Raw genomic sequence first — 12,173 nt, 5'->3', positions numbered from 1 at the left:
TTATTTGCTACCAGGCTAATGCTTTTCAGCCATGGCTTGTACCGGCCGCTGGGTTAATATTTGCCAAGCGGGGTAAACCGCCGCTAATGCACTGACCAACACCACCGTCATAAACACCCATTGGTAGGTGCTAAGTGACACCTGCGGATACAAAGTCGTATCAACCCCAAAGGCAGCCAAGCCTTGAGACATGCTACCAAGGGGAATGCCTGTCACCTGTAAGATGGCAATAACTACACTACTGATAACAATTCCCAGTAATGCCCCTACTATCCCAAGCAAAGTGGACTCCAACACGATCAACGCAAAAATCTGTTTTTTCACCATGCCAATGGCCATCAGCACGCCAAATTCGCGGGTACGCTCAAATACCGCCATTAACATGATGTTGACGATACCAAACCCCATAGCACTGACAAAAATAATTAATACCACCGCATTACTGGTCGCCATTTGCCCCATGAGCGTGGCGAGCATAGGCTGAATTTGCTGCCAGTCTCTAATCACATTATCAGTAGCACTCACCGCCTGCAGTTGTGACTTCACCTGCGCCACAGCGGTAGAATCGATATTATCTTCAATTGTCAGCAGTACCGCGATTTGGTGAAAACCACTAATTCCGGCTGCCTGTTGTAAATCGCTATCTCGCACATATACATGTCCGTCATCAAAGTCGCTAGACGGTGACTGGAATGTCCCCGCCACACGAAAAGCCGCACCAGTGACATCCTTATTGGCATTGGTAAACGTGATAATGAGTTTTGACCCTACCCGAGCATTCAAACGCTTAGCGGTTTTGGTGGAAATCACCATAGGTTTTCGCGCACTATCATCGAGCCATGCTCCATCAATAATATGACGCTCAACGGGGCTAATATCGGCCTCATGTTGCGGGTTTACTCCGACTATTTTGACCCCGCGGCTAGCTCTAGCCGAGGCCACCATGCCATCAATCACCACGCGTTTAGAATAGGCATGCAGCGAAGGGAGTTGCTTGAGCGCATCAACAATCGGCTCAGGGTTAATCACTTGATGATCAATATCAGCTTCGTCAACATATGCGCGCTGACTGATCTGAATATGGCTGGTTTGCCAGCTGATGGCGTTATCAATCATATTGGCATACATGCCAGTCATAAACCCCATCATGCTCACCACGCCCATAAGCCCAAACACCATACACGCTAACATGATGCTGGTGCGTAGGCGGTTACGCCAAAGGTTACGCCATGCCAACTTACCAACTAACCCCGCATTTGCTGGGCCGCGCAGGGGCATATGACTTTGGCGATTGCCATCATTAGCCATGGGCACCTCCTTTTAAGCCTGCGACCACATCAAGTCGATAGGCACGCCAAAGGGGATACAACAAACAAAGCAGCATCAACACCATCGCTACCAGCAACTGCTCTAACACCAGTGAGGCGGAAACTTGCATGGGTACAATCGGCTCCCAGCCCATATCTAACATCATCTGAGCCGTGTCACCGGTGAGCTCAATAGGATGAATATAGAAATAGCCAATCACCGGCGCGGCAACCATTAAACCTATCATCATGCCAAGTATCGCTATCAAGCCCGACTCAATGGCAATTAACTTAAGCAGCTTAATCCGCGACATCCCGGTGGCGACCATCACCGCAAACTCTCGCTGGCGCTCAAGTGTCATCATCAAAATAGTGGCAAACAGCGCAAAGCCGACAATGCCGTAGAGTAGGTACATCATGAACACGCCACCGGCTTTATCCATAGCAATTTGTTGTGCCATATCGGGCGACATCTGCATCCAATCTCTCACATTCACCGCTTGCTTGGCATAAACGTGCTCAAGTTGCTGTTTCACCCTGCTCACCTGTTCGATATTGGCGGTATGCAACACCCAAGCACTAACCTGCTCGCCGGTTGAATATAACTGCTGGGCACTTGCTAGGGGTAAGTAAACCAACGCTTTGTCTAGCTGAGGTAATGGAAACTTCACAATGCCCTTAATGATGTAAAGTCCGGCTGCGGTTTGGCCGCGGTAGCCTTGTCCGTATAATACCAACTCATCGCCAAGGCCGACGCCCAGCCAGTCAGCTAACCCCTGACCCACCATGACGCCATCATCATTATCACTGAGTAATTGCCCCGCCACTACTTTGCTACCAATGCCTGAATAGCTGTCTTCTAAACTGGGCACCGCGCCAATCACCATCACCCCTTTAGATTTATCTCCAGCCGCTGCTAGCGCAAAGGATTCGATTCTTGGCAGCAGATATTCGATTTCAGTTAGCGTTTTAGCAGGCGCAATAAAATCAGCTTTAGCGGGTAATAAATCTTCAATACTTTGGCTATCGGCAAACTCAGGTGATTGTAGCTGCAGTAATCCGGTGGAAAAGCGCGCACTGTTGTCGATATTACTTTGATAAGCACCCTCTTGCATGCTACGCATAAACAGCGATAAAAATACCGCCAACGCTATCGCACAAGCTGTGATCAGTGTTCGCCGTTTTTGCCGCCAGAGGTTTCGCCACCCCAGTTTCAGCAACATCATTAACGACTCCTTAGTCTCTTAGCGCGCGCATTTTTTGCTGCGAGAAAAAACCGTCGTCGATATCAAAATCAAATTGTGCTTGATGGGTGATTAACTCGGTTCTCTGCCCGGGTTTATCTGCCGGCGTCATGGTCATTTTGGTGGCTAACATTCGCCCGCCCATCATCTGCACATCAGCGGTTTCCATGGTATTCACCAACTCATCAAACTCATCATAAAACTCGACTCGGCGTTGCAAATAGGTCTCTGTAGAAATCCATAGTCTTACTTTGCTCCACACCACAGGAGCATCCGCTTTAGCAATAGCATCAATCACATAAGTGATATCTCCCGCCAAATCAGCCTGTTTAATCATCTGATGGTCATAGTCAACCACGATGGAGGACTGATTAATCAAATCATCATTGGTGAAATCTGAGCCCATCCACGATTGACTCAACATCGATGGCGCGATTTTTATTACTCGCTCAATGGAGGGGATCCAATTCCACATCTCTTTATCGCGCTTTAGCGACGCACTGCCCTTGTCTTTTGCGGGCGCGGTGACTAATACCAATGACAAATTTTGCCCTTTGGTCCAACTTTTCATCCGCATCGATCGCTGCCAATCGGGACGCACAATATTCATGGTCGCTTCGGTGAAGCTCGACTTACCGCGCATCTGTTTGTCAGATTTGGCAACAATGTCGCTGGCGCTTTCAGCGGCCAGTGCATTGCTAACGAAACTTGCGCTGAACACCACCGCAGCGGCAACAGGTCGACCTAGAAGTGGCAATAGCTGTTGCACTAGCTTTGGCATGAACTGTAGCAGAGAACCTAGTGATAATGACCACGGTAAATTGAAACAATGTCGCATGTCGGCTCCTTGGTTGCCGTTAACCATCGAACACGGTTTATTGGTGAGAAAATCCTTTTTTATGACTATAAATTATTGAGTTGAAGAAATGAATAACTTGTCAGTTGGGATACGCGAATTTTGCGGCTCATTGCCTGATGGTGGGTTTTCGTTTGCCCACGAGAAAATCATAGTAGCTAATAAATAGTGGCTAATTAATAGTGGCCAATTAATAGTGACCTATATAATGGCCAAGGTGGTTTATGTCGCAAACGTGATATTGGCTAGCTCAGCTAATGGACAATATTGGCTGCAAGTCGCTAAAATGCCTGTTCGCGGCTGCACATAACATTCAATCAACTTTAGAGAAAATACGATGATTGTAGAAAATGTGCTTCCTGAAAATTACGCTGAACTGCTTAATGTTTGGGAAAACTCAGTCCGAGCGACACATGACTTCATAACAGAAGAAGATATTGCGTTTTTTAAACCCATTATTATTGAGCAGGCTTTTCCGGCCGTTACCTTGAAGTGCGTTAAAAATGCCACAGGTTCAATTTTAGGCTTTGTGGGTACTCATGATGCCAAGATTGAAATGCTGTTCATTTTAAACAGCGCCAGAGGTCAAGGTGTAGGTAAAGTGCTACTGCAATACGCTATCAAAGAGTTAGGTGCGACCAAGGTAGACGTTAACGAACAAAATCCACAAGCGGTTGGTTTTTACCAGCATATGGGGTTTAAAGTCGTTTCACGCTCACCACTGGATGATATGGGAAAACCCTTTCCAATTCTGCATATGACGCTTTAAAAGCTCGGTTTGTCGTCACCATTTTGTCAGAAGAAACGCCCAAAGCTAATAACTTTGGGCGTTTCCGTTTAATTAAGGCATACGGGGTATTTTATAAACCGCCCTCAGCGGGAGATGTGCTGATGTTGCTTCGGCTCGCTGTAAATATATCCCTATACGCTCTACGACCACGTCCTGTGGTCGAAGGCCTCAGCCACATCAGCACTATATTTATAGTTTCGGTAATTCAGCCTTAATTGGCTCCGCTCCACTTCCGTACTCAGGTTTAAACAAGTATTGTGTAGCTCTTAGTAAGGCATTAGCGAACCAAGAGAGGCTGTCGTTATGTTTAAAGTTATTGGCAATACAGAAATCAAAGCTAAACATAAAGCGACCTGTCACTGTGGCGCGGTTGAGTTGGAACTGAGTTTACCTAATGGCGTGGAGGATCCTAGGCGTTGTAATTGCTCAATATGTCGCAGAAAAGGGGCCATTGTTGGATCTGTAAAATTAAGTGACTTGCGCATTGTTAAGGGGGAAGACGTATTGAAACTGTATCAATTCAATACCAATACTGCGCGCCACTATTTTTGCGGTAACTGCGGTATTTATACTCATCATCAGCGCCGTTCAAACCCCGATCTCTATGGTTTTAATATTGGCTGTCTTGAAGGGGTAAACCCTTTCGATTTAGGTGATATCGCTACGGTCGACGGAATACACCACCCGGCTGACAGGTAGCAGACATGTCAAAACGTTACACTGTCTAGCTGGATTCGGGATCAATCCCTGCCCCTAAATAAGCAGAAGATGGTTTACCTTATTCGGACTTTATTTATGGTTCCGCTTTATTGGGGCGTGTGCATGCTATCAGGCTTTTTATTGAACCATTAACTCCCCCTGTGCACAGGTTTGCGTTTACGTTATGGTACTCACCAACCTCTGCATTTAACCTAACAAAACGAATATAGAAAAATGCGATTAATCTACGTAATGGACCCTATGTGTGGCTGGTGCTATGGTTTTCAGCCAGAATTAGAAAAATTTCTAACACATTACCCTTCGGCAAACATTGAGTGGGTCATGGGTGGCTTAGCCCCAGACACGACTGAGCCTATGGATAACACGCTAAAACAGACCATCGCTAGCTATTGGTATCAGATTGAAAAACGCGCCCAAGTTAAGTTTAACCATGATTTTTGGCAATTAAACACCCCTTACCGTTCAACCTATCTGGCTTGCCGCGCTGTCATTAGTGCTGAAAAACTTATCGAACACGGCTCACATAAGATGGTTAAGGCTATCCAATCCGCCTATTACTTGGAAGCTAAAAACCCCTCTTTAGAAGCTACTTTAGTGGATTGTGCCAGCTCAATTGGCATCGATGCTAATCAGTTTTTAGCTGTTCTCAAATCAGCGAATACTGAACAACAATTTAAGCAACACCTTTCGCTCGCGCGCCAGTTACAAGTGACAGGGTTTCCTGCGCTATTTTTTATTGATGAAGCTAACCACGCATATCCAATAACACTAGGTTTTTGCTCACACGAGGATTTACAGCAAGGTTTAAACCAACTGCTGTAATAACCCAAAGCACGTTATTTGGCATACTATCTCGTTAGAAAGCAACCTTGAAGTTCTGATAAAATGCTACTGTTATATCAATCGGCATAAGGATACGCCGAACTTAAGCCAGTTTGTTTGCTATTGAGAACGCTGTTTACATTTTGATAACAGATGTAAAGACGTTATGATCAGTCATTACTGAAATACAACTAGATAGGCCACCCATGCATACAGGACGTTTGCTAACCCTCAGTACCCTTTTGCTACTCAGCGCATGTTCAGATAGTGACAACAACGACACAGTAACCCCAGCAGAACCCACCCAAGCAGAAATTGAAGCACAAGTAACAGCTGATTTACGCCAACTCATTGCCCCTCTGCAGCTCAGTGGCGATCCTAGTGCAGGGCGAGATTTACCCAGCATTGATCAGCCATTAGCCCAACTAGGGATGCAGTTGTTTTACTCCAAAGCCCTAAGTGGTGAAATGGATACTGCTTGTGTATCTTGCCATCATCCATTGCTTGGCGGTGGCGATAACCTCGCCTTATCTATTGGCGTAGAAGCGGTGGATCCTGACCATCTTGGTCTGGGCCGAGCTCACAGCAGCAGTGGCACCCAACACGATGGTGGCCCAACCGTACCACGAAATGCCCCCACCACCTTCAATATCGCATTGTGGGATCGCAGTATTTTCCATGATGGTCGCCTAGAAAGTCTTGAAGCCACCGCTGGAATGAATGGTTCTGGCGACACCATTATCAGCCCAGACTCTGCAAATCGCAGTAGTGCCGATCCCCATGCTAGCTCTCTCACGGCCACGCAAGCTCGGTTCCCAGTTACCTCAGCACAAGAGATGAAAGGCCATAACCTTGGCAATCTAGACAATGCCGGGATCCGTCAGCACCTAGTTGCTAGGCTAAAAGGCGAGACCAATGAACTGACAAATAACCAATGGTTAGCGGCATTCAGGACGGGTTACCAGCAACCAAACGCCAATGCCGATAGCTTGATCACCCAAGCCAATCTATTTAACGCAATCGCCGAATTTGAGCGCAGCCAAACCTTTACTCAAACCGCCTGGAAAGCCTTTGTTGAGGGTGACGATAGCGCATTAAGTCTAACGGAAAAACGTGGCGCACAACTGTTTTTTACCGACATTGAAAATGGTGGTGCAAACTGCGTCCAATGCCATAGCGGCGACTTTTTCAGTGATGAGCTTTTTCACAACATTGCCATGCCGCAAATTGGTCGAGGTAAAGGTGATGGTGTCACTGGCACCAATGATTTTGGCCGCTTCCGTACCACCCAAAATGAAGCCGACCGATTTGCCTTTAGAACCCCTTCTCTCATCAATGTCGCCTTCACGGGTCCCTACGGTCACAGCGGCGCTTTTGTATCCTTAGTTGAAGTGATTAAGCACCACCTAGATGTTAATAGCTCAGTTGCCAACTACGCCAATGGCGGCCAAGTTTATCAAATGAATGTGCAGCAACAAGATATGCAGCAAAATACCCAAGCGGCATTAGATAAACTCAATAACGATCGTAATGATCCTAACAAACAAGTACTGCAAGATGTGGCATTAAGTGATGAGCAAATTACTCAGCTCAGCGCATTTTTAACAAGTTTATCCGATGAGTGCGTCGCGCAAGTGAATGACAGCGAATGTTTATCACAGTGGATACCAAACGACGACTTGCCAGACCCAGACGGCCTGCGCTTACACGCTACCTTTCAATAAGCACTCAGCCAGCTAATCCCGCCACTGCAAGCTCATTTTGCAGTGGCTTCAACACGCCTGGCTAAATCTGCTCATTGATAGCAAGCAGTGGTATTAGTTGCTTACCTTTAAACGCTGATTTTCTACGGCTTGAATTTAAACACTAGACAAATAGCGCCAAGCAGCCTAATGCTGCCAAGGCCAACATAAAGTGTGGCATAAACTTAGGCTGGTAACTGGCGGTGAGTATCACCAATAAGCCGGCACAAGACAAAATACCAACAAAAAATATACTGCCGTATGCCCAGCCAAATTGCTGCACATTCAAGCCAAAACAGATGAGCATCATTAGCCAGCCAAACCAATACAAACCATGGCTTTGCAGCGAACTAGGCGAGCGATTAAAACTCGCCCTAAAATGGCCGAACATCGCTAATGCCATACAGCCTAAGGCTAAATAGCCAAAACAAAGCAGTGAGACACTGGTCGCTGTCACCAATACCGAACCTGTCATGATACCTCCTCGGTTTTCGCTGTTTGCCCTAGCGAATTAGTTGCCCTATTTGGTCGGCGCAATGTTCGACGAGTTTGCGACTGAGGCAACTTAAGCCGAGCCGCAGCAAACCACAGCCCAATGCCAAATATCACGCACATAAGATCGAATCCAACTAAGGTCCACTGCTGCGACAATAGGTTATCAAGCAGATGTTGAGCAGAGGTTAAGCCGTTAAGCACAGGAATCGCCATCAATGCCAGCGCAGATAATTTCAGCACGGCACGCCAGCATTGACGGTCACGGCGATATACGGCCAATAAAGCCACTGCTGCTAATGCAATGAAAAAGCAATTTATCTCCCACTGCGCCCTGTTTGCCAAAGCGCTTGGCAACAATCTGTTGGCATAAAAGAATGCGCAAGTCGCCAATGGTAAGCCGGCAATAAAAGTTAAGTTGAGCCCTTCAACAATCCGCAGCCCCAAGCTGGGCTTTTGTCCCGACTTAATGGCTTTTTGTTGCTTTTGACGAATTTTAATTGCCCATAAAAGCGTGCCAGTAGCGATCATGGCACACCCCATAAGCCCACAAACAAAGAACAAAATCCGCAGCACAGGTTCGGCAAAGCGCGCCGTATGCAACGCCATTAATGTGTCATGGGTTTGCTTAGCGCCTGAGCTTGCATACTGCTCAGCATTTAATAGCTCCCCTGTTACCGCACTAAACGTTAGCGGGATTCGCTGATCTGTCACCTGTTGCTGGGTATTTTGATAAAAACTCACTTGGCTGTTTTTATCCCCCAAATTGCTCACCACAATGCTTTTAAGCGGCACATCGCCCCAAAGTGACGTGACCTGCGGCAATAAACTACTAAGCGCAACCACCTGCGCTTCACTTCCAACTGGTTTAGCACTCACTCGGTGGGGTTTGAAGTCTGCTCTAAATTCGCGACTATCTCCATCATAAGCGGTCATTACCCCCCATGGCATGTACATCATCATCAAGGTGATAAGCCCGGTATAAGTGATCATTAAATGATATGGCAGCGCTAACACAGAACTAACGTTGTGGGCGTCTAACCATGAGCGACTGCCCTTGCTTGGCCTGAAACTGAAAAAGTCCTTAAATATGCGTTTATGTATCACTATGCCGCTAATAATTGCTAGCAGCATAAACATGGTACAAAAACCCACAATCCAGCGAGCAAATTTTGCTGGCATGTAATGTATGTCAAAGTGCAATCGATAGAAAAAGTGGCCACCACGTGATTCACGAACATCCGTGACCACGCCCTCGCCATCGGCTTTTACAATATGCTGAACAAACTTGCCTCGCCGCTTACCCTCCTCAGGTTGTGTTTGCCAACCAAAGGACAAATAGGGTTTGCGTTCGGTCGGGAAGTAAACCCGCCAATCTTTGGCATCTGGCGCAGTTTCAAACAGGTATTGCTGAGCTTGATCGACTTGCTGCACAAGCTTTTGCGCTTGATAAGGCTGGATAACATCCTGATGCACCTCTGGCTGAGTCCACAGTGAGATTTCATAGCGGTAGTAGCTTAATGTCCCAGCAAAGAATACCAACAGTAATACCCAACACACTAACAATCCAACCCAGGTATGAAGCCAGGTCATAGTGCGAAAAAAATTCTCTTTCATTGCTTAGCCCAATAACAAAATCAGCACATAAAACCCTGCACTCACGGCGAGTAGATCGCGCCATGCTTGCCAACTGGTTTTGACACTAAAGCTCCACAGCGCAGCGCCAGCATAAATAGCAAAAGACAACATGGTTGCCACCAGTACGTTGTCAACAGGAGAAAGCGGCAGCATTAACGCTAACAAACCAACACTGTTTGCCGCTAAAAGATAACCGCCAAAGATAGCGGCGGTTGCACGCAAGAAAACAGTAGAACTTGGCCTATTCAACAATAGCTGCCATTTTGATTGAGTCACTAACACGGTCAATTCATTCCCAACTACAAACAAAGCAATGATACAAGGATGATGAATTGGCGATTCTACAGTAATAATTGTTATTGAGAATGGTTTTTATTTAACTTTAAATTGTAAAGATTATCAAAGAGGTAAAATTTGTGACACGGGTAACATTAATTAGCTACATTTGCCGAGTTAAGCATGGTGATCAGCAGCCTGCACAGTAATTGCACTGGCTATACAGACTGCTGATACGTCGACGCTTTAAAACTCGAGTGTTTCGCCATCTTGCGGGATAAGCACTTTTTGCAGTAATCCACGTTGTTGTAAATACTGTTTAAGGGCTGGGCGATCTATCGGACAGTGATTCAAGGCCTCCATATGGTTGGCAACGACTTTACCCGGAGACAGCTCGATAAATTTAATCACCTCATCACTGGGCATTAATAAAGGCTGACCAACGTCCATCTGCGCCTGACCTGCAGCGACCACGGTAATATCAGGTTTCAACTCGGTTAACGCTCGCTCTACATCGGCAGTGAGCACCGTATCCCCACTAATATATAGTGTTGGTTCATTAGGTAGGGCCAGATAGAAACCACTACCATTGGCCATCACCTTGTGGATCCAGCCATGACCATGTTGCGCTGGTACTGCGGTGATTTTCCCCCCCAAGAAGTCCACGGTTTGCCAATCTTCAACACCATGGGACACCGTTATGCCGATCCGTTGCAAATAAGCCTGATCTTTTTTCGGCGTTGCCACCGCAATATTCCGCGTTTGCAGCAACTTCTCTCCCGCAGCATCGAGGTGGTCGGTATGTTGTAGTGCCCGTATTCCCATTGTTTGACTATGGGTAACAATGCCATGAGTCACCTTACTCAATAGTGCATCGGCATTATCAGGCAAACTGACCAACGGATTACGTTGACGTTCAAAACGTAAAAACGAAAATGGCGGCAGACTGCCACGCTGACCCAGCATAGGGTCAACAATGATAAAATGGTCACCTGACTCTATGATCATGGTGGCGTTTCTAAGGTGATGTATTTTCATGAGGCTATCTACTTAGTTAAAAACACGCTGGGCGTATTGATTTTTCGCGGTTAAACATGATTTGTCGCCTAGCATGCTAAGTAAAAATCAGCTCAAAAGGTCAACGGCTCCTAGTATGCAATGCAGACAAATTATGCAAAACTGTCCCTAAGGACAACTAACGCTCAAATCAGGCCAAATGCATTCATCTAAGGTTTATCATGTCGCCATTGTTGCTTTTGAAGGCATCAGCGCTTTTCACTTGTCTGTTCCCTGCATGGTGTTTCAAGATGCATTTGTAGAACAAAAACCTAGATTTAAGCTGTCCCTATGCAGTATAGACAGTGTGGATTTACATTCCATTTCTGGTTTTGGCCTACACATTAGCGACGATAGCCTAACAGCACTTGATCAAGCCGATATCATTATTGTTCCCAGTTGGCCTAATGCTTTGCCCACACCGCCACAACACTTGATTGACAGCTTAATCAAAGCCCATCAGCGCGGAGCACTATTAGTGGGGTTATGCTTAGGGGCATTTGTTATTGCCCATACAGGACTGTTAGATGGCAAAGCGGCCACCACACACTGGGCGTTATGCCAACGTTTTAGTCAACAATTTCCTGCTATAAATATCGATAGCCAACCACTATTTATTGACCAGCAGCAGATCATCACTTCAGCTGGAATTGCCGCATCACTCGATTGTTGCTTACATATCGTGCGTAAACTATGCGGCAGCGAACTTGCTGCAGAGCTTGCAAGAGTTATGGTCACGGCGCCCTATCGCTCTGGTGGGCAGCAACAATATATACCGACTCCTATCGCCGAAGCCGCATCGTCAAACAGTGCATTAGCCAAGGTAATGGAGCAGATTGAGCAACAACTTAACCAACCCCATAATCTCGAGAGTGTCGCTAAACGTTGTGCCATGAGCCGGCGAACCTTCACCCGCCATTTTAAAGCAGCCTATGGCTGTACGTTTGGCTATTGGCTGTTGAATCGACGATTAATTTTTTCCCAGCAACTACTGGAGAGTAGTAACTACTCGATTGCTCGGGTCGCAGAGCACGCAGGCTTTGGTTCAGAAAGTGTCTATCGCAAACACTTTAAGGCCGCCTTTGCTCTTTCCCCCAGTCAATGGCGTCAACAATTTACTGGTACTAGCTAACTATAAAGCAAACTGGTCTCTCGCAACTCCAGCTAACAGACACATTAATTAACAATGTTTAATTTTCACCGACATAACCTGTTAGCAAAATCTCCAGA

12 protein-coding genes are annotated in these 12,173 nt (G+C 46.4%); 5 read left to right on the top strand and 7 right to left on the bottom strand.

The annotated features are described in order from the left end of the window. Positions 1 to 15: 15 nt before the first annotated feature. The 3 genes from ACHUFW_RS02220 to ACHUFW_RS02210 are packed head-to-tail and all read right to left on the bottom strand — an operon-like array spanning position 16 to position 3,389. Complete coding sequence (locus ACHUFW_RS02220; protein ID WP_394200352.1) at positions 16 to 1,308, bottom strand: ABC transporter permease; 1,293 nt, start codon at positions 1,306 to 1,308, stop codon at positions 16 to 18. After that, complete coding sequence (locus ACHUFW_RS02215; protein WP_394200351.1) at positions 1,301 to 2,533, bottom strand: ABC transporter permease; 1,233 nt, start codon at positions 2,531 to 2,533, stop codon at positions 1,301 to 1,303. The genes ACHUFW_RS02220 and ACHUFW_RS02215 overlap by 8 nt, the downstream gene beginning before the upstream one ends. A gap of 10 nt (positions 2,534 to 2,543) precedes the next feature. Further along, positions 2,544 to 3,389 (bottom strand): outer membrane lipoprotein-sorting protein, encoded by an 846-nt coding sequence (locus ACHUFW_RS02210; protein WP_394200350.1) that lies wholly within the window; start codon positions 3,387 to 3,389, stop codon positions 2,544 to 2,546. Positions 3,390 to 3,744: 355 nt separating this feature from the next. Between ACHUFW_RS02210 and ACHUFW_RS02205 the strand changes: the two genes are divergently transcribed. The 4 genes from ACHUFW_RS02205 to ACHUFW_RS02190 all read left to right on the top strand — a co-directional run bounded on the left by ACHUFW_RS02205 (position 3,745) and on the right by ACHUFW_RS02190 (position 7,463). Next, entirely contained in the window at positions 3,745 to 4,176 is a 432-nt protein-coding gene (locus ACHUFW_RS02205; RefSeq protein ID WP_394200349.1) for a GNAT family N-acetyltransferase, read from the top strand. 324 nt (positions 4,177 to 4,500) lie between these two features. Next, positions 4,501 to 4,896, top strand: coding sequence for a GFA family protein (locus tag ACHUFW_RS02200; RefSeq protein ID WP_394200348.1), 396 nt, complete (start codon positions 4,501 to 4,503; stop codon positions 4,894 to 4,896). 234 nt (positions 4,897 to 5,130) lie between these two features. Further along, positions 5,131 to 5,739: a DsbA family protein gene (locus tag ACHUFW_RS02195; RefSeq protein ID WP_394200347.1), complete on the top strand. Its 609-nt coding sequence runs from the start codon at positions 5,131 to 5,133 to the stop codon at positions 5,737 to 5,739. A 206-nt stretch (positions 5,740 to 5,945) separates the two neighbouring features. After that, the gene (locus ACHUFW_RS02190; protein WP_394200346.1) at positions 5,946 to 7,463 is read left to right on the top strand and encodes a cytochrome-c peroxidase; all 1,518 of its coding nucleotides are present in this window, start codon (positions 5,946 to 5,948) and stop codon (positions 7,461 to 7,463) included. 142 nt (positions 7,464 to 7,605) lie between these two features. Here ACHUFW_RS02190 and ACHUFW_RS02185 read toward each other — a convergent pair whose 3' ends face one another. From ACHUFW_RS02185 to ACHUFW_RS02170, 4 genes are all read right to left on the bottom strand, one after another. Further along, the gene (locus tag ACHUFW_RS02185; protein WP_394200345.1) at positions 7,606 to 7,956 is read right to left on the bottom strand and encodes a DUF3325 domain-containing protein; all 351 of its coding nucleotides are present in this window, start codon (positions 7,954 to 7,956) and stop codon (positions 7,606 to 7,608) included. Then, positions 7,953 to 9,590 carry a PepSY-associated TM helix domain-containing protein gene (locus ACHUFW_RS02180; RefSeq protein ID WP_394200344.1) on the bottom strand — a complete coding sequence of 546 codons (1,638 nt, stop codon included), beginning with the start codon at positions 9,588 to 9,590 and terminating at the stop codon, positions 7,953 to 7,955. Before ACHUFW_RS02180 ends, ACHUFW_RS02185 begins: the two co-directional genes overlap by 4 nt. A gap of 3 nt (positions 9,591 to 9,593) precedes the next feature. Then, on the bottom strand, positions 9,594 to 9,893 hold the full coding sequence (locus ACHUFW_RS02175; protein WP_394200343.1) for a hypothetical protein: 300 nt from the start codon (positions 9,891 to 9,893) through the stop codon (positions 9,594 to 9,596). Positions 9,894 to 10,133: 240 nt separating this feature from the next. Further along, positions 10,134 to 10,925, bottom strand: a complete 792-nt coding sequence (locus ACHUFW_RS02170; protein WP_394200342.1) for an MBL fold metallo-hydrolase — start codon at positions 10,923 to 10,925, stop codon at positions 10,134 to 10,136. Positions 10,926 to 11,103: 178 nt separating this feature from the next. On the opposite strand from ACHUFW_RS02170, the gene ACHUFW_RS02165 reads away from it, so the two are divergent. Continuing rightward, positions 11,104 to 12,075 carry a GlxA family transcriptional regulator gene (locus ACHUFW_RS02165; RefSeq protein WP_394200341.1) on the top strand — a complete coding sequence of 324 codons (972 nt, stop codon included), beginning with the start codon at positions 11,104 to 11,106 and terminating at the stop codon, positions 12,073 to 12,075. Positions 12,076 to 12,173 lie beyond the last annotated feature (98 nt).

This window comes from Shewanella waksmanii (assembly GCF_043643685.1).
In the GTDB taxonomy this organism is placed as follows: domain Bacteria; phylum Pseudomonadota; class Gammaproteobacteria; order Enterobacterales; family Shewanellaceae; genus Shewanella; species Shewanella waksmanii_A.
The sequence above is the reverse complement of the archived record's forward strand: the minus strand, read 5'-3'. Positions and strand labels throughout refer to the sequence as shown.